Origin of the sequence: Spirilliplanes yamanashiensis (genome assembly GCF_016863475.1) — a bacterium.
GTDB lineage: Bacteria > Actinomycetota > Actinomycetes > Mycobacteriales > Micromonosporaceae > Spirilliplanes > Spirilliplanes yamanashiensis.
Map to the genome: position 1 here is coordinate 13,737 of NZ_BOOY01000013.1, position 16,290 is coordinate 30,026.

Sequence of the window (16,290 nt, forward strand, 5' to 3'; positions counted from 1 at the left end):
GTTGTGCACAGCTTTCGTGGTTTTCCACAGCGGTTATCCACAGCTAAATGCGTGTCGTGTCCCGTATTGTCGGGTTTGACTGTGAGTAAGGGCAGAACGTGAGCGATTCAGGCGAGGCCTTCGGCGGCGACGAGCCGCAGGAGCCCAACGGCGGCGGCACCACCCGCATCGAGCCCGTCGGGCTCGAGGTGGAGATGCAGCGCTCCTACCTCGACTACGCCATGAGCGTCATCGTGGGGCGTGCGCTCCCCGACGTCCGCGACGGCCTCAAGCCGGTCCACCGCAAGATCCTCTACGCCATGTACGACTCGGGCTTCCGCCCGGACCGCGGCTACGTCAAGTGCGCCCGCGTCGTCGGCGACGTCATGGGCAACTACCACCCCCACGGCGACTCGTCGATCTACGACGCCCTGGTCCGCATGGGCCAGCCGTGGTCGCTGCGCTACCCGCTCATCGACGGCAACGGCAACTTCGGCTCCCCCGGCAACGACCCGCCGGCCGCGATGCGCTACTGCGCCACCGGAGACACGCTGGTCAGGACCCCGCTGGGCACCGTGCGCCTCGACCAGATCGTGCCGGGCGCGGAGCCGAACTCCGAGACCGACATCGACCTGAAGGTCTACGACCGCAACGGCGACCCGGTCCGGGCGACGAAGTTCTTCCACTCCGGCGAGCACCCGACGCTCAAGCTGCGCACCCGCGAGGGCTTCGAGCTGACCGGCACCCACAACCACCCGGTGCTCTGCCTGGTGGATCTCGCCGGCGTGCCGACGCTGCTGTGGAAGCTGCTCGACGAGATCCGCCCGGACGACCGGGTGGTCATGCAGCGCGTCGTCCCCGACGAGGTCGGCGTGCCGATGCTGGAGCACGTCGAGGCGGCCGTCCTCGCCGGCGCCTGGGTCAGCGAGGGCTGGGCGTCGGACACCCGCGGCGGCTTCAACAACGTCGACGGCGCGTACTTCGCCCGGGTGCTGTCGGCCTACGACATCGCCGTGGGCGGCACCCGCTACGTCAGCCGCCGGTCGATCGCCTCCGGCAACGTCCTGCACGAGCTGGACGTCCAGAACCTCGACGCGCTGCGCCGCAGCGTCCTCGGCGAGCTGATCGGCGCCCGCAGCGCCGCGAAGTTCGTGCCGTCGTTCGTGTGGCAGGGGCCGGCCGCCGTGAAGCGCGCCTTCCTGCAGTCGCTGTTCGAGGGCGACGGCTCGTCCTCGCTGCTGCCGCGCAACTCCATCCAGATCAGCTACTCCACCCGCAGTGAGCGCCTGGCCCACGAGGTGCAGCAGCTGCTGCTCGAGTTCGGCGTCGTCGCGAAGCAGTGCCGCTACGACAACGGCGAGTTCAAGGTCGTCATCACCAACCGGCGCGACGCCCGGCTGTTCGCGGTGCACGTCGGCTTCCTCGGGCGCAAGCAGGCCAAGCTCGAGGCGGCGCTCGGCGCGATCCCGGCGGCCAGCACCGCCATGTCCGGCGACCACGTGCCGTTCGTGGGCGACTTCGTCCGGCAGCACGGCGCCACCCGCTGGACCGAGCGGGACTGGCTGGTCCGGCACAACGTCGACCGGATCGAGCGGTGGGAGCGCGACGGCGCCGAGATCGCCGCGCACATCACCGAGCCGGGCGTGCTCGACGTCGTGGCGCCGCTGGTCGACGGCCGGTTCTACTACGCCGAGGTGGCGGACGTCACCGCCGCCGGCACCCAGGCCGTGTACAGCATCCGGGTCGACACCGACGACCACGCATTCGTGACGAACGGGTTCGTCAGCCACAACACCGAGTCGAAGCTCGCGCCGCTCGCGATGGAGATGTTGCGCGACATCGACGAGGACACCGTCGACTTCCAGGACAACTACGACGGTCGTACCAAAGAGCCCACGATCCTCCCGGCGCGCATCCCGAACCTGCTGATCAACGGGTCCGAGGGCATCGCGGTCGGCATGGCGACGAAGATCCCGCCGCACAACCTGCGCGAGATCGCCTCCGCCGTCCAGTGGTGCCTCGACAACCCGGAGGCGGACGAGGAGACCACGCTCGAGCACCTGCTCACGCTGGTCAAGGGCCCGGACTTCCCGACCCGCGGCCTGATCGTCGGCCAGTCGGCGATCCAGGACGCGTACCGCACCGGGCGCGGCTCGATCCGCATGCGCGCCGTCGTCGAGGTCGAGGAGGACGCCCGCGGGCGCACCAGCCTCGTCGTCACCGAGCTGCCGTACCAGGTCAACCCCGACAACCTGGCCGAGCGCATCGCCGACCTGGTCAAGGAGGGCAAGCTCACCGGGATCGCCGACATCAAGGACGAGTCGTCCGGGCGTACCGGCATGCGGTTGATCGTGGTCCTGAAGCGCGACGCGGTCGCGAAGGTCGTGCTGAACAACCTGTACAAGCACACCCAGCTGCAGGAGACGTTCGGCGCGAACATGCTGGCGCTGGTCGACGGGGTGCCGCGCACGCTGAACCTGGCGCAGTTCCTGCGGCACTACGTGGACCACCAGATCGAGGTGATCCGCCGGCGGACGGCGTTCCGGCTGCGCAAGGCGGAGGAGCGGGCGCACATCCTGCGCGGCCTCGCCAAGGCGCTCGACATGCTCGACGAGGTCATCGCCCTGATCCGGCGCTCGCCGACCGTCGAGGAGGCGCGCAACGGCCTGATCCGGCTGCTCGACGTCGACGAGATCCAGGCCAACGCGATCCTGGAGATGCAGCTGCGGCGCCTGGCGGCGCTGGAGCGGCAGAAGATCGTCGACGAGCTCACCAAGATCGAGGTGGAGATCGCCGACCTCAAGGACATCCTGGCCAAGCCCGAGCGGCAGCGGCAGATCGTGTCCGAGGAGCTGGCCGAGATCGTCGCCAAGTGGGGCGACGAGCGGCGCACGCAGATCGTGCCGTTCGACGGCGAGGTCTCGATGGAGGACCTCATCGCCCGCGAGGAGATGGTGGTCACCATCACCCGCACCGGCTACGCGAAGCGCACCAAGAGCGACCTGTACCGCTCGCAGCACCGGGGCGGCAAGGGTGTGAGTGGCGCCACGCTGCGGCAGGACGACATCGTCAGCCACTTCTTCGTCTGCTCGACGCACGACTGGATCCTGTTCTTCACGAACAAGGGCCGGGTGTACCGGGCGAAGGCGTACGAACTGCCCGAGGCCGCCCGGGTCGCGAAGGGCCAGCACGTGGCCAACCTGCTGGCGTTCCAGCCGGACGAGCACATCGCCCAGGTCATCGAGATCCCGGACTACCAGGTGGCCCCGTACCTGGTGCTCGCGACGAAGAACGGCCTGGTCAAGAAGACCCGGCTGGAGGAGTTCGACTCCAACCGCTCCGGTGGCATCATCGCGATCAACTTGCGCGAGGACGATGAAATGGTGGGCGCCGCACTGGTCGCCGACTCCGACGACCTGCTGCTGGTGTCGAAGAAGGCCCAGGCGATCCGGTTCAACGCCACGGACGAGGCACTGCGACCCATGGGTCGCGCCACTTCCGGTGTGATCGGGATGCGCTTCGGGGAGAATGACGAGTTGCTGGCGATGGAGGTCGTCCGCGAAGGTATGGACGTGCTGGTCGCCACCAATGGCGGCTACGCGAAGCGGACGCCGATCGAGGAGTATCCGGTGCAGGGTCGGGGCGGCAAGGGGGTGTTGACCGCGAAGATCACGGAGCGGCGCGGCTCCCTGGTGGGCGCGCTCGTGATCAACCCGGACGACGAGCTGTTTGCCATCACCAGCAATGGTGGTGTCATCCGGACTCCCGTGAAGCCGGTGCGCCGCACGCGGGATCGGAACACAATGGGGGTCAAGCTCATGGACCTCCCAGACGGTGTAACCATCGTGGCCATCGCTCGCAACGCCGACGAGCCCGACGCAGAGGACTAGTTGATGACGGAGACAACGGCGAAGTCGGGCGCTTCGGGGGCCCCGGCCAACCCGGTCGACGAGACGCCGGCGAAGAACGGCGAGTCGGCGACCGGCCGCGCGGTCGTGGGCCGCGCCGCGGTCGCCGCCGACGCGCCGTCGCCGAAGTTCACCCGGGCGCCGGGCATGACGCCGCCGCCGGACGAGCCGCCGGCCGGCGCCGACGGCAAGTCCGAGGCGGCCAAGCCGGCGGCCTCGGCGAAGCCGGACACCGCCGCGAAGCCGGACGCCCGGCCCGCCGGTGACGGCGCCGGCTCCAAGGGCACCGCGTCGGTCCCGCTCGTCTCCAAGGCGAAGAAGGCCGTCGCCGCCGCCAAGGACGTGGCGGCCGGCGCGGCCGCCACGGCGGCCGGTGCGGTGAAGAAGGACACCACCCCGACGGGTACGTCCCGTCCGGGCGGCCCGACCGTGACCCGCCCCGGCGGCGCCACGGGCACCCGCCCCGGCACGACCGGCATCTCGGGTGCCGCCTCCGGCTCCGCGGCCGTGGGCGCCGCCCGCGTCACCGAGGCCGTCCGCGCCGCCCGCTCCGCCGTGTCATCGGCCGCCACCCGCGGCCCGCGCCGCGCGCGCCTGAACCTCAAGCGGATCGACCCCTGGTCCGTGATGAAGTTCTCGTTCGCCGTCTCCGTGGTCCTGTTCATCGTCGTGGTCGTCGCCACCGCGGTGCTGTACCTGGCCCTCGACGCCATGGGCGTGTGGGAGTCCGTGAACGGCACGCTGGGCGAGCTGCTCAACAACGCGGGCGGCAACGCCAACAGCACCCCGTTCACCGTCACCGCCTGGGGCGTCATCGGCACGTCGATGCTCATCGGCGCGGTCAACGTCGTGCTGTTCACCGCCCTCGCCACGCTCGGCGCGTTCATCTACAACGTGTGCGCCGACCTGGTCGGCGGCATCGAACTGACCCTGGCGGAGCGCGACTGACCCACGACCCACTCCGGACGCAGGGCTGCCCACACCGGCGGCCCTGCCCCCGATTTGGGCGGCTGCGTGAGGGTGCGGTAACCTTCATCGTCGCCGCGGGGGGCTATAGCTCAGTCGGTTAGAGCGCAGAGCTGATAACTCTGAGGTCGCTGGTTCGATTCCAGCTAGCCCCACTCTCGAAGTTCCCAGAGCAGGCCGTGAAGGGGATCGCCCCATGTGGAAGAAGGTCCTGATCGTCGCCGGAATCATCGGCGCGGCTGCGATGGTGGCGAAGAAGGTGAAGGCGTCCAGCGACGAGCGGGCGCTGTGGCACGAGGCCACCACCGCCCCCGACCTGCGCTAGTCGTCGGCCCGGGGCCCTAGCTCAACTGGCAGAGCACCGCCTTTGCAAGGCGGGGGTTAGGGGTTCGAGTCCCCTGGGCTCCACCAGCACGCACCGCCCCCTTGGCCCGCACGACGGTCGGCCGACCCAGGGGAGTCGCGATGTTCGCCCTCGTTGTTCGCTTCGACTGCCGCGACCTGGCGGCGGCGGCCGAGTTCGACGAGCTGACCACCGAGGTGGTCCAGCACATCGGCGACAAGGAACCCGGCACCCTGGTGTACGCCACCCACGCCGTCGAGGACGAACCGCTGGCGCGGGTGTTCTACGAGGTCTACCGCGACCGGGACGCCTTCCAGGCCCACGAGACCGCCGAGCACGTCGTGCGGTTCCACGCCCGCAAGGAACCCCTGCTCGCCGGCACCCGCGTCGAGTTCCTGTCTCCCGGCGCCTCCGCGCGCACGTGACCGCGACGTACCGCATGGCCGCCGGCGACGCCGCCGCGCTGCTCGACACGCTGGAACGCCACGACGCGGACGTCTGCGTCGGCGGCGGGTGGGGCGTCGACGCCCTGCTGGGCGAGCAGACCCGCGACCACGCCGACCTCGACATCTGGGTGCCCGCCGCGCACCTGGAGCGGCTGTTCCGCGCGTTCGCCCCGCTCGGCCTCGACCGGGTGCTGCCCTGGCCCGGCGACCGACCGTGGAACTTCGTTTTGCACGACGGCTCGTCGTCGCGCGTCGACCTGCACCTCTACGAGACGCTGCCGGACGGCACACTGCACTACGGGTCCGCCGTCGACGGGCTCACCTTCCCGGCCGAGGCGCTGCAGGGCCGGGGCACCCTCGCGGGCCGCCCGGTGCGGTGCGAGGCGGCGGAATGGGCGGTCAGGTGGCACACCGGCTACCCCGCGCGGGACGCCGACCGGCACGACGTGCCGCTGCTGTGCGCCCGGTTCGGCATCGCCCTGCCGGCCGGATTCGCCTGATCAGGCCGGCCCCGGCTGGTCGGCGCGCAGCGGCAGCCAGGCGCGGTGCGTCCAGTGGGCGCCGTCGTAGCCGATGAGGGCCGCCGCCGTGACCCGGGCGCTGATCGGCAGGGCGGCCGTCAGTTCCGCCTCCGCCGCTGCCATCACCGGCTCCGGGGCGCGCTCCGTGACCGTCAGGTGCGGCACGATCTCGGGGAACGCTCCGCCGTACGGGGGCGCCTCCGGCCAGCGGGCCACCAGCGCCTCCACGAGCGCGACGAACGGGGTCGCCGGGGTGGGGGCGAGGTACAGCACGCCCGGGAAACGGGCCGTCGCCGCGAACGTCACCTCGAACGCCGGATGCGCATCCAGCACGGCCCGCACGGCGGCCACGTCCACGTCGGCGAGCGGCAGGAACGGGTACACCAGCGTCACGTGCGCCGGCACGCCCGCCGCGGCCGCCGAGTCGTGCCGCGTGCGCCAGGCGCCGACCGCGGGCTCCGCCTCGGGAACCGGCACGATGATCGCTGACTGACCCGCACCGAACGCCATGCCGTCGACTATGCCGGGGAGCCGGGTTTTACGCGCAGCCAAATCTTCGTGCGGCGGTGCGGGCGGCCGGCCGAGCGCCTCGGCCATGGCTGAGCCGGGCCGGGCGGGGCGGCCGGTTGGATCTCTGCGGAAAGACCCCACGGCGCCGCAGTCGCGTCAAGGTCCGTCGGCCGGCCAGACCCGTGGACCCGCCGGCGGCGGGCCGGGGTGGCGGGCCGGGGCGGCGGGCCGAGGCGGCGGGCCGAGGCGGCCGGTCGGGGTGGCGGGCCGGGGTGGCGGGCCGGGGCGGCCGGTCGGGGTGGCAGGCCGGGGTGGCCGGTCGGGGTGGCGGGCCCGGGCCGCGGCCGGGGTGGGTGAAGGGCGGGTCGGGGGGTGAAGGACCGGTGGGGTGAAGGGTGAGCGGGAGGAGATGTGCGGTGAACGCGGGGGCAAGCCCGCCGGCAGACCTATTCGCAGGTCAGGTGGCGCTTCCGGTGGCCAGCCTGGCTGCAAGCCACGTGCCAGGCCGCGGTCCGTCACCGGATCAGCGCGAACCCCTGCCGCAGCCCGGCTACCCGGCAGCCGGCCCCAACCCCACGGCCGCCATCACCTCACCCCGGCGCCGCCACCACCCCCGAGACCAAGAACGCACCTCAGTCCCACCAGAACCACCACGTCGGCCGGTCGATGATCGCCGCGGCATAAGCCTCCAGTGACTCCGCCCCCTGCCACACCAGATCGGGGCAGAAGGCGAAGTGCTCGGCCGCCACCCGCAGCGCCGCGTCCTCCGTGACCGGCGGCGCGGCGACGCTCAACTGCAGCGTGTCGAAGCCGACGACCACGACGCGGGCGCCGAACCGTTCCTCCCAGCTGCGCACGACCGCGGAGATCTCGGCCGTGTCACCGGTGTAGTTGACGGGGCCGGCCCAGCCGGTGACGGTGAGCGTGTCGGCGCTGCGCTGGGCGGCGACGAGGCCGAGGCGAAGGCCCTGGTCGAGGGCTTCGGCGGCGTAGTCGTCGGCGACCTCGTCGGGGTCGCGGTCGGGGCGGATCTCGTCGGCGAGGCCGGGGAAGGGGCCGTCGCCCTCGTGGGCGACCCACCAGCCGGCGAGCAGGGTGGCGGCGTCGTGGTCGGCGGGGGCGGTCATGTTCGCCGGGAACACCTCACCGTCGGCCCAGGGGCGCGGGTCGTCGGGGCCGCCGAGGCCGCCGAGCAGCAGCGGCCACAGGCCGGTGGCGGTGTGCTGGGCGCGCAGCCGGGCCCACAGGCCGGGCGGGGCGAGGCCGTCGCTGAGCCAGTAGCGCGGCGGGCCGCCGTCGTGCGCCGCGACGAGGCGGCCGGGTGGGAGCAGGCCGTCGGGGAGCGCGGCGATCAGGTCCTCCATGACCCCGAACGCTAGTACATACCTACGACACTCCCACGACGGCGACGGTCGCGTTGTCGTGGCCGCCGGCGGCGAGGGTGTCGGCGAGGATGCCGGCGACGGCGTCGCGCGGGTCGGTGGTGGCGAGGCGTTCGGCGAGGCGGTGGTAGGGGACCTGGTCGGAGACGCCATCCGTGCACAGGCAGTAGACGTCGCCGGGGCGCAGGGACACGGTGAGCAGGTCGGGTTCGGGGTCGCCGGGGTGGCCGACGTAGCGGTGCAGCTGGTAGCGGGCGCGGGCGGCGGCCGGGGAGTCGTGCGGCCACCAGCCGTTGACGGCGCCCAGCCAGGCGGCGGTGTGGTCGGTGGTGAGCAGTTCCAGCAGGCCGTCGCGCAGCCGGTACGCCCGGGAGTCGCCGATCTGCACCAGCCAGGCGTCGCTGTCGGCGCCCGGGACGAACGCCGTCAGGGTGCAGCCGGTCAGCAGGCCGAGGCGGCGGCCCGCGGCGCGTACCCGGGACTGGGCCTCGGCCACGGCGGCGCGCAGGGCCGCCGGGGTGACCGGGACCCCGGCGAGCGCCGCGGCGACGGTGTCGACGGCCGTGCGGCCGGCGGTGGCGCTGCCCTCGCCGTCGCCCATGCCGTCGGCGACGACCACCAGGCGGGCGTCGGCGTGCAGCACGTCGTAGTTGGCGGGGTAGCGGCGGCCGACCTGGGTGCCGGCGGCGATCGCGAGGCCCGCGCCCGCGTCGAACCGAATGATCTCGTCGATGCCCGGATCGTAGCGGCCGGAAAGTGACCGCTGGGGCCGCGACACTGGGCGCATGACTGTTCCGCAGGGGTATCCGGCGCTCAGCCCGTGGGTGATCGTGGACGGCGCGGCCGCGTTCCTCGACTTCCTGGCCGGGGTGTTCGACGCGCGCGAGGTGATCCGCCTGCCCGGGCCCGGCGGGCGGGTGCAGCACGCCGAGACCCGGATCGGCGGGGCGCCGGTGCTGACCTTCGACGCCGGGGACGGCTGGCCGCCCACCCCCGCCTTCCTGCGGGTGTACGTGCCGGACGTGGACGACGTGGTGCGGCGCGCCGCCGCGGCCGGGGCGCGCGTGGTCACCCCGCCGGTCACGCTGTGGGTGGGCGACCGCGCCGCCCGGCTCGCCGACCCGTGGGGCAACCTGTGGTGGGTGCACACCCGGGTCTTCGAGCCGGACGCGTACGACGGGCCGCCCGACGCCGCGGCCGCCGCGGTGATGGCGGGGTTCGGGGCGTCGCTGGACGGCGAGATGCGGCGGCGCGGCTAGTCGTGGTCGTGGCGGGCGCGGGGCGGCGTGCCCGGCCGCTGTCCCGGCTCGACCACCACGAACTGGCCCATCATCCCGTTGTCCTCGTGCCGCAGCACGTGGCAGTGGTACATGTACGGCACGTTCGGGTCGGCGGGCCCGTCGAAGCGCACCGCGAGCCGCAGCACCTGGCCCGGCGTGGCGAACACCGTGTCCTTGCGCCCGCTCAGCGCCGGCGACACCGGGTCGATCACCCGGACCTGCACGTCATGGACGTGGAAGTTGTGCGGGCTGCCGTCCCGGTTGCGGACCTCCCAGATCTCCGTGGTGCCGCGGGTGGCGGCCACGTCGATGCGGCCCAGGTCCATGTTCGCGCCGTTGATGCGGGTGCCGGACAGGTCGAACGTGCGGGTCCGCACCGCCTGCGCCGGGTCGGGCAGGTCGACGGGGCCGAACGCGGCGGGCAGCGGCGGCGACGGCTCCAGCGTGCCGGCCGCCCGTACCTGCAGGATGTCGAACCGGTCCGACCCGCCCTGGAACCGGCCCTGGAAGCCGTCCGGGTGCCGGTCGGGGCGTTCGCTGCGCAGGACGGCGCGCTCGCCGGGCCGCACCCGCACCACCACCTCGGCGCGCTCGCCCGGCGACAGCAGCAGGCCGGTCAGCCGGTGCGGGCGGTCCAGCAGCCCGCCGTCGGTGGCGACCAGGTCGAAGGGGCGGGCGTCGGCGAACACCAGGTTCAGCGTGCGGGCGTTGCCCGCGTTGAGCAGGCGCAGCCGCACCAGCTCGGTGCGCACGTCCAGGTAGGGCGCGCGGACGCCGTTGACCAGCATCTCGTCGCCCAGCACGCCCACGTCGGACAGGAACGCGCCGCCGTTGTCGAGCCCGTCGCCGTCGAACGACTTGTCCTGCAGCACCAGCGGCACGTCGTCGACGCCGTAGCGCGCCGGCAGCCCGGGCGCGGTGTCGTCGTCGATCAGGAACAGCCCCGCCAGGCCGCGGTACACGTGGTCGGCGGTCGCGCCGTGCAGGTGCGGGTGGTACCACAGGGTCGCCGCCGGCTGGTCGATCCGCCACGTCGGCGACCACGTCTCGCCCGGCGTCACCACCTGGTGCGGGCCGCCGTCCATCACCGCCGGCAGGTGCATGCCGTGCCAGTGCACGGTGGTGGTCTCGGCCAGCTCGTTGCGGACGTTCACGACGACCCGCTCGCCGCGCTTCGCGCGCAGCGTCGGCCCGAGGTAGGCGCCGTCGAACCCCCACGTGGTGGCCGTCCGGCCCCCGAAGTCGTGGCGGCCGGCCCGCGCGGTCAGATCGAAGACCCGCCGCCCGTCGCCGTCGGTCCGCGAGGTCGCGAGCGGGGGTACGCGCACAGCGTTGCGGAAGTCGACGGCGCCGACGGTGTCCGTGTCGGCCCGCGTCCAGGCTGTGCCGATGGCCGCCCCGGCCCCGCCGCAGCAGAGCAGCGCGACGCCGCCGACGATGCCGACAACCAGCTTCCAGCGCATGACCATCCTCGAACCGTCCGTAGGGGGTGACGGGTTCGAGGGTGGGGGCGGTCGGGCGGGTCTGACGACCCCGAGCCGGCGTTAATCAGGGGCCGGTCGGGGCCCGACCCTGAGAGGATCCGCCGATGCCTGTACGACACAGAGCGGCGGCCGTGATCGTCCACGACGCGCGCCTGCTCATGGTGCACGAGCACGACGCCTACGAGAGCTGGACGCTGCCCGGCGGCGGCATCGAACCCGGCGAGTCCGCCGACGACGCCGTGCGCCGCGAGGTGGCCGAGGAGACCGGCCTGCGGGCGGTGTCGGCGCGGTTCCTGTTCGAGGCCCCGTACCCGTCGGGCCCGACCGCGGTCTTCGAGGTCTCCGTCGCGGACCCGGCGGCGGCGCTCGCCGCGGCCCTGGACACCCGGTGCCGCTGCTGATCGTGACGACGTCCGTCAGGCCGTGACGACGGTCCGGCGCCGGTGCAGCACGAAGTAGGCGCCCAGCCCGGCGTACACCGCGCACAGCACCCCGCCCAGCGGCTCGTGCAGCACCCCGGCCTGCCCGGCGCCCAGCGCGAGCACCGCGTGCAACCCGAGCAGCAGCGCGTTCGCCGTGTCCGTCCCGCCCCAGCGCGACGCCCGCCGGGCCTGGTGGCGCACCTCGTCGAACAGCGCGCACCCCACCCCGACGCTCAACAGCACCAGCGTGACGACCGCGAACGCGTTGTGGCCCCGCTGCGCCACGCCCGCACTGGCGACACCGCCGGTGAGCAGGGCGAGGCCGACGAGCGGCCACACCCGGGCGTCCCGCGTCTCGGTCTCCACGAGGTGCTCCACTCGGCGGGCGGGTCGCGAACCTGAGCGAAACCGGGCCACGGATCGTCGGTGGCCGCCGCTAACATGGGTCGATTTCTCGGCGGCACATGGCCGTCGCACGGGGGAGGAACAGTGCTGACGATGCAGCGTGCCCTGGGCACGATGGCTGCCGCGGTGGTGGCGAGCGGGTTCGCCGTCACCGTCGTCGCCGCGCCCGCACAGGCGATGACCTACGGGACGGTGTTCGCGGACACGTGGGCGTACACGGACGCGGCCCTGCCGGCGGAGTCGTTCGTCGGGGCGGAGGTGAATCTGCCGCTCGGCGCCGCGCGTGACACCGCGGGCGTCGACCACGTCAGCCGCGTCTACTACAGCTTCGACCTGGCGAAGGCCAAGGGAAAGGTGGTCCACCGGGCCGGCTTCTTCACCCGGGACCGCTCGGCGGCCGACTGCGCGGCCGCGCCGGTCGTCGAGGTGCGCCGGGTCGCGGCCATCACCGCGCGCACGTCGTGGCGCCGCCCGCCGGCGGTGTTGGAGCGCCTCGGCACGGCCGACACGGGCGGCGACTGCCCCGCCGGGCATCACGCGTTCGACCTGCGCACCGTCGTGCAGGCGGCCGTCGACCGCGGCGACAGCCGGCTCACGCTCGAGTTGCGGCTTCAGCGGGGCCAGGAGCGGGACGCCCGGTTCGGCCGCACGGTGGCCTACCGGCCGTCCATCGACCTGTGGGTCAACGCCGCTCCCCGGGTCGAGAGCATCGCGCTCGCCTGGGAGCAGACCTGTGGCACCGCGTCGAAGCCGGATCCGGTGCACGGCGGCCGCCCGATGGCCGTCGCGGCTCACGTGATCGACCCGGACGACCAGGGCGGCGTCCGCGCCGACTTCGCGGCCTGGCCGGTCGGCGACCCGGCCGCCCGGGTCGAGCGGACGAGCAGTGCGGCCGCCACCCGGCCGTGGCTGGACTGGGACATCTCCGGCTACCCGCACGGGACGGTCGTCGCGTGGGCCGCGCGCGGGCGCGACGCCGACGGCGACGTCTCGGCGTGGACGGAGCCGTGCCACGTCGTCATCGACCGCGAGCCTCCCGCGAAGGCACCCGTGGTGACGTCCGAGGACTACCCGAACGACGGCGGTCAGCACGGAGGCAGCGGCATCGAGGGCACCTTCCGCCTCGACGCCCAGGGTGACGCCGACGTGGTGCGCTACCGCTGGTCCGAGCCGCACGGCGGCACCCGGTACGTCGACGCGCCCGCCCCGGGCGCCGCCGCCACGATCCGCTTCCTCCCGCGGGCGCTCTGGGGCAACGTGCTGACGGTCCAGTCCGTCGACGCGGCCGGGAACGTCGGACCGGCCACGACGTACGAGTTCCACGTCCGCTACACCGAGCCCGACGTGGAACTGACCGTGGCCGGTGTGGGGCTGCCCAGCCCGCTGCGGGTCAGGCCGGGCCGCGTCCCGGACGCCACCTCGGTGGGCTACCGGGTCGGCGACGCCCCCGAGGTCCGCCTGCCCGTCGTCGACGGCGTCGCCGCGGGCGACATCGTCTTCGCCGAGCGCGGCAGGACGACGGTGTCCATCCGGGTGTACGCGGGCGACCGGCTCGCCGGCGTCCTCGACAAGGACGTCGAGGTGGACGACCGTCCCGGCGTCACCTCCGAGGACTTCGGCCTGTCCACGGAGGGGCAGGTCGGCCGGCCCGGCACGTTCCGGTTCACGCCGCGCGCCCAGCGGGTGAGCGCCTACGAGTGGCGGGTCGACGACACCGGCGAGTGGACCCGGCTCGACGCCGGGCCGGACGGCTCCGCGGAGCTCCGCTGGACGCCCACGCGCGGCGGCTACGAGACCCTGCACGTCCGGTCCGTCGACGCCGCCGGGGACAGGTCGGACGCCGCCGAGTACTCGTTCATGGTCACCGACCCGCGCCCCCGGGTGTCCGCGCGCGAGCTGGACTGGTGGCCGCGGCGCGACGGCCCCGGACTGCCGCTCACGCTGACGTTCGAGACGTCCGTGGACGACGTCGCCGGTTTCGTGTACTCGTTCGACGGCGGCCCCGAGCAGTTCGTCGACGTGAACGCCGGCGGCTACGGCGTCGAGGTGGTGCCGGCGCACGCCGGCCCCAACACGGTGGTCGTGCGCAACCGCTACACCGACGGCACGCTCGGCCCGGAGGGCACCACGACCGTCGACGTCTTCAACGGCCCGATCGTGAGCTCGGCCCAGTACCCGAACGGCACCGGCGGCGAGTCCGGCGACCCCGCCGTGTTCACGTTCGCGCCCGCCCTGCCGGACGTCGTCGACTACCGGTACGAGTTCGACGGCGAGGAGGAGACGGTCGCCGCGGGCCCGGACGGCCGCGCCACGGTGACGCTCACCCCGGCCCACCCCGGCTACCGGACGCTGGCGGTGACCAGCCGGTCCGCCGACGGCACGGAATCGGAGACCCGGCGGTACGAGTTCTCCGTCCTCGACAACAAGGTGGCGGTGTCCAGCGACTACGACGACCACACGCCCCGAGGCGGCGCCGGCATCGCCGCCCGGTTCGGCCTGTCCGTCGAGGTGGGTGTCACGGAGTACCGGTACCGGCTCGGGGACGGCCCGGTGCAGTCGGCCAAGCCCTCGGGATCCGTGGTCACCACAGTGACGGTTGTGCCGGAGCGCGCCGGCCGCACTGTCCTGACGGTGTGGGCCGTGCGCCCCGACGGCACCGAGACGCCGCGGGTCGAGTACCCGTTCCTCGTCGGCACCGAGCCGGTGGTCTCCTCGGCGGAGTACCCGTCGTCGACGTGGAGCGGCGGAGTGGGGGTGCCAGGCACGTTCCGGTTCAGTGGCGGTGCCCCGGACGTGGCGGCCTTCGAGTACCGCGTCGAGGATGCCGCGCCGGTCGTCGTCCCGGCCGGCGCGGACGGCTCGGCCACCGTCACGTGGACGCCGACGCAGAACTTCGGTCACACCATGCTGGTCCGTGGCCGGCTCGCCGACGGCACCTGGACCGACACCGCCCGGTACTACATCCTCGTGAACTGACCGCCGGCCGCGCGGCCTGGACGTGGCGGTCCGGGCCGCGCATCTCGGCGTGTGGTGCGTGGCACACACCGTCACACTCGTGGCGGCCGGCCCGTCCCCGTGACATGACAGTTCTGGTGACAGGCGCGAGCGGGACGCTCGGCCGCATGGTCGTTCCCGCCCTGACCGCGGCGGGCCACGAGGTCCGTCCCATGAGCAGCCGGCCGCGCGCCGGCTGGGCGCACGCCGACCTGGCGACGGGCGACGGGCTCGCCGCCGCCGTGGCGGGCGCGCACACGATCGTCCACCTGGCGTCCGTGCCCGGCGGCGGCCGCCGGACCGCGCTGGTCGACGTCGAGGGCACCCGGCGGCTGCTGGACGCGGCGTCCGCGGCGGGGGTGCGGCACGTGGTGTACGTGTCGATCGTCGGCGTCGACCGGGTGCCGCTGGCGTACTACCGCGCCAAGCTGGCCACCGAGCGGGTGGTGGCCGGCGGGGGTGTGCCGTGGTCGGTGCTGCGGGCGACGCAGTTCCACGAGTTCGTCGACCAGCTGCTGCGCATGTCGACGCGGCTGGGGCCGCTGGTCCTCGACCGGCGGATGCGGGCGCAGCCCGTCGCGACCGCCGACGTCGCCGCGCGGCTTGCCGGCATGGTGGGCGCCGGGGCGTCCGGGGCCGTCGAGGAGTTCGGCGGGCCCGAGACGATGGCGCTCGGCGACGTGGCGCCGCGCTGGCAGCGCGCCCGCCGCACCCCCCGGCCCGAGCTGCCGATCCGGCTGCCCGGCGGGTTCGGGCGGGCGGTGCGCGACGGCGGGCTGTGCACCACGGCGACGCCGACCGGCACGGGCACGTTCGACGAGTACCTGGCCGGTGCGTACGGCCTCAGCCGGTCGTGACCGGGTGACTGCGTGGGCGGCGACGCCCGCGGCCTGCGAGGATCGCAGGCGTGATGGGAACCCTGAAGCTTGAGCCGGCGATGGCCCGGCCCGACCTGGTCGCCGCGCCGGTCGCCGCCGCCCTGGAGGTGTGGCCCCCCGAGGCGCCCGTCGACGCCGACCAGGTGCTGGTCGCACCGATCGACCCCGAGCTGGCCGACACGGCCGCGTTCTGCGAGGCGTACGGGGTGCAGCTCGGCGAGTCCGCCAACTGCGTGCTGGTGGCCGGCCGCCGCGGCGAGATCACCCGGTACGCCGCCTGCATCGTGCTGGCGACGACCCGGGCCGACGTCAACGGCGTCGTGCGGCGGCACCTCGACGTGCGCAAGGCGAGCTTCGCGCCGATGGAGGACGCGGTGCGGCTCAGCGGCATGGAGTACGGCGGCATCACGCCCATCGGGCTGCCCGCCACGTGGCCGATCCTGGTGGACGCGCGGGTGGTCGCCCGGCCGCACGTGATCATCGGATCGGGGGTGCGGCACAGCAAGATCGCGATCGCCGGGCCGGCGCTGGGCGCATTGCCGAACGCCGAGGTGATCGAGGGGCTCGCCCGCGAGATCTGACGGTGCTCGATGCCGTTCCACGTGAAACGTCGATCACCGTCGAACGGTCGGTGGGTCGCGATAGCGTGCCCGCATGGCTGACGACCACGACAGCGACCCGACGGGCTCGGACGCGGCGGGCTCGGACGCGGCGGGCTCGGACGCGGCGGGCTCGGACGCGGCGGGCTCGGACGCGGCGGGCTCGGACGCGG

At 73.7% G+C, this 16,290-nt stretch carries 15 protein-coding genes and 2 tRNA genes; 12 read left to right on the forward strand and 5 right to left on the reverse strand.

All coding sequences use genetic code 11. The annotated features are described in order from the left end of the window. Positions 1 to 194: 194 nt before the first annotated feature. From gyrA to Sya03_RS09895, 7 genes are all read left to right on the forward strand, one after another. Positions 195 to 3,869 carry an intein-containing DNA gyrase subunit A gene (gene gyrA / locus Sya03_RS09870; protein WP_239107287.1) on the forward strand — a complete coding sequence of 1,225 codons (3,675 nt, stop codon included), beginning with the start codon at positions 195 to 197 and terminating at the stop codon, positions 3,867 to 3,869. A 3-nt stretch (positions 3,870 to 3,872) separates the two neighbouring features. Next, positions 3,873 to 4,835: a DUF3566 domain-containing protein gene (locus Sya03_RS09875; RefSeq protein WP_203937921.1), complete on the forward strand. Its 963-nt coding sequence runs from the start codon at positions 3,873 to 3,875 to the stop codon at positions 4,833 to 4,835. 99 nt (positions 4,836 to 4,934) lie between these two features. Beyond that, positions 4,935 to 5,008: transfer RNA gene (locus Sya03_RS09880), tRNA-Ile, on the forward strand. 41 nt (positions 5,009 to 5,049) lie between these two features. Further along, a complete protein-coding gene (locus tag Sya03_RS30915; protein WP_239107281.1) occupies positions 5,050 to 5,178 on the forward strand; it encodes a DLW-39 family protein in 129 nt (42 codons plus the stop codon). A gap of 10 nt (positions 5,179 to 5,188) precedes the next feature. Then, positions 5,189 to 5,264, forward strand: a tRNA-Ala gene (locus Sya03_RS09885). A gap of 54 nt (positions 5,265 to 5,318) precedes the next feature. After that, on the forward strand, positions 5,319 to 5,621 hold the full coding sequence (locus Sya03_RS09890) for a putative quinol monooxygenase (protein WP_203937922.1): 303 nt from the start codon (positions 5,319 to 5,321) through the stop codon (positions 5,619 to 5,621). After that, positions 5,618 to 6,142 (forward strand): nucleotidyltransferase domain-containing protein, encoded by a 525-nt coding sequence (locus tag Sya03_RS09895; protein ID WP_203937923.1) that lies wholly within the window; start codon positions 5,618 to 5,620, stop codon positions 6,140 to 6,142. Before Sya03_RS09890 ends, Sya03_RS09895 begins: the two co-directional genes overlap by 4 nt. On the opposite strand, the gene Sya03_RS09900 is transcribed toward Sya03_RS09895, so the two are convergent. The 3 genes from Sya03_RS09900 to Sya03_RS09910 all read right to left on the reverse strand — a co-directional run bounded on the left by Sya03_RS09900 (position 6,143) and on the right by Sya03_RS09910 (position 8,842). Beyond that, positions 6,143 to 6,673 carry a 2'-5' RNA ligase family protein gene (locus Sya03_RS09900; protein WP_203937924.1) on the reverse strand — a complete coding sequence of 177 codons (531 nt, stop codon included), beginning with the start codon at positions 6,671 to 6,673 and terminating at the stop codon, positions 6,143 to 6,145. A gap of 632 nt (positions 6,674 to 7,305) precedes the next feature. Beyond that, a complete protein-coding gene (locus Sya03_RS09905) occupies positions 7,306 to 8,037 on the reverse strand; it encodes a DUF4253 domain-containing protein (RefSeq protein ID WP_203937925.1) in 732 nt (243 codons plus the stop codon). A gap of 22 nt (positions 8,038 to 8,059) precedes the next feature. Next, positions 8,060 to 8,842, reverse strand: a complete 783-nt coding sequence (locus tag Sya03_RS09910; protein ID WP_203937926.1) for a PP2C family protein-serine/threonine phosphatase — start codon at positions 8,840 to 8,842, stop codon at positions 8,060 to 8,062. On the opposite strand from Sya03_RS09910, the gene Sya03_RS09915 reads away from it, so the two are divergent. Next, entirely contained in the window at positions 8,841 to 9,314 is a 474-nt protein-coding gene (locus Sya03_RS09915; protein WP_203937927.1) for a VOC family protein, read from the forward strand. The genes Sya03_RS09910 and Sya03_RS09915 overlap by 2 nt on opposite strands. On the opposite strand, the gene Sya03_RS09920 is transcribed toward Sya03_RS09915, so the two are convergent. Next, positions 9,311 to 10,798, reverse strand: coding sequence for a multicopper oxidase family protein (locus Sya03_RS09920; RefSeq protein WP_239107283.1), 1,488 nt, complete (start codon positions 10,796 to 10,798; stop codon positions 9,311 to 9,313). The genes Sya03_RS09915 and Sya03_RS09920 overlap by 4 nt on opposite strands. Before the next feature lie 125 nt (positions 10,799 to 10,923). On the opposite strand from Sya03_RS09920, the gene Sya03_RS09925 reads away from it, so the two are divergent. Then, positions 10,924 to 11,220 carry an NUDIX domain-containing protein gene (locus tag Sya03_RS09925; protein ID WP_203937929.1) on the forward strand — a complete coding sequence of 99 codons (297 nt, stop codon included), beginning with the start codon at positions 10,924 to 10,926 and terminating at the stop codon, positions 11,218 to 11,220. 15 nt (positions 11,221 to 11,235) lie between these two features. Here Sya03_RS09925 and Sya03_RS09930 read toward each other — a convergent pair whose 3' ends face one another. Next, positions 11,236 to 11,607, reverse strand: coding sequence for a hypothetical protein (locus Sya03_RS09930; protein ID WP_203937930.1), 372 nt, complete (start codon positions 11,605 to 11,607; stop codon positions 11,236 to 11,238). Positions 11,608 to 11,739: 132 nt separating this feature from the next. On the opposite strand from Sya03_RS09930, the gene Sya03_RS09935 reads away from it, so the two are divergent. The 3 genes from Sya03_RS09935 (at position 11,740) to Sya03_RS09945 (ending at position 16,099) form a co-directional block, all read left to right on the forward strand. Beyond that, a complete protein-coding gene (locus Sya03_RS09935; protein WP_203937931.1) occupies positions 11,740 to 14,622 on the forward strand; it encodes a hypothetical protein in 2,883 nt (960 codons plus the stop codon). Positions 14,623 to 14,726: 104 nt separating this feature from the next. Then, positions 14,727 to 15,497 carry an SDR family oxidoreductase gene (locus Sya03_RS09940; protein WP_203937932.1) on the forward strand — a complete coding sequence of 257 codons (771 nt, stop codon included), beginning with the start codon at positions 14,727 to 14,729 and terminating at the stop codon, positions 15,495 to 15,497. A 53-nt stretch (positions 15,498 to 15,550) separates the two neighbouring features. Beyond that, the gene (locus Sya03_RS09945; protein WP_203937935.1) at positions 15,551 to 16,099 is read left to right on the forward strand and encodes a YbaK/EbsC family protein; all 549 of its coding nucleotides are present in this window, start codon (positions 15,551 to 15,553) and stop codon (positions 16,097 to 16,099) included. The last annotated feature ends 191 nt before the right edge of the window (positions 16,100 to 16,290 follow it).

What these genes read in the sequence shown, in the direction of transcription:
- Sya03_RS09910 (WP_203937926.1), bottom strand. Translation starts at nt 8,842, where the DNA reads ATGCGCCCAGTGTCGCGGCCCCAGCGGTCACTTTCCGGCCGCTACGAT.
- gyrA (WP_239107287.1), top strand. Translation starts at nt 195, where the DNA reads ATGCAGCGCTCCTACCTCGACTACGCCATGAGCGTCATCGTGGGGCGT.
- Sya03_RS09900 (WP_203937924.1), bottom strand. Translation starts at nt 6,673, where the DNA reads ATGGCGTTCGGTGCGGGTCAGTCAGCGATCATCGTGCCGGTTCCCGAG.
- Sya03_RS09920 (WP_239107283.1), bottom strand. Translation starts at nt 10,798, where the DNA reads ATGCGCTGGAAGCTGGTTGTCGGCATCGTCGGCGGCGTCGCGCTGCTC.
- Sya03_RS09875 (WP_203937921.1), top strand. Translation starts at nt 3,873, where the DNA reads ATGACGGAGACAACGGCGAAGTCGGGCGCTTCGGGGGCCCCGGCCAAC.
- Sya03_RS09945 (WP_203937935.1), top strand. Translation starts at nt 15,551, where the DNA reads ATGGGAACCCTGAAGCTTGAGCCGGCGATGGCCCGGCCCGACCTGGTC.
- Sya03_RS09890 (WP_203937922.1), top strand. Translation starts at nt 5,319, where the DNA reads ATGTTCGCCCTCGTTGTTCGCTTCGACTGCCGCGACCTGGCGGCGGCG.
- Sya03_RS30915 (WP_239107281.1), top strand. Translation starts at nt 5,050, where the DNA reads ATGTGGAAGAAGGTCCTGATCGTCGCCGGAATCATCGGCGCGGCTGCG.
- Sya03_RS09915 (WP_203937927.1), top strand. Translation starts at nt 8,841, where the DNA reads ATGACTGTTCCGCAGGGGTATCCGGCGCTCAGCCCGTGGGTGATCGTG.
- Sya03_RS09925 (WP_203937929.1), top strand. Translation starts at nt 10,924, where the DNA reads ATGCCTGTACGACACAGAGCGGCGGCCGTGATCGTCCACGACGCGCGC.
- Sya03_RS09940 (WP_203937932.1), top strand. Translation starts at nt 14,727, where the DNA reads ATGACAGTTCTGGTGACAGGCGCGAGCGGGACGCTCGGCCGCATGGTC.
- Sya03_RS09935 (WP_203937931.1), top strand. Translation starts at nt 11,740, where the DNA reads ATGCAGCGTGCCCTGGGCACGATGGCTGCCGCGGTGGTGGCGAGCGGG.
- Sya03_RS09905 (WP_203937925.1), bottom strand. Translation starts at nt 8,037, where the DNA reads ATGGAGGACCTGATCGCCGCGCTCCCCGACGGCCTGCTCCCACCCGGC.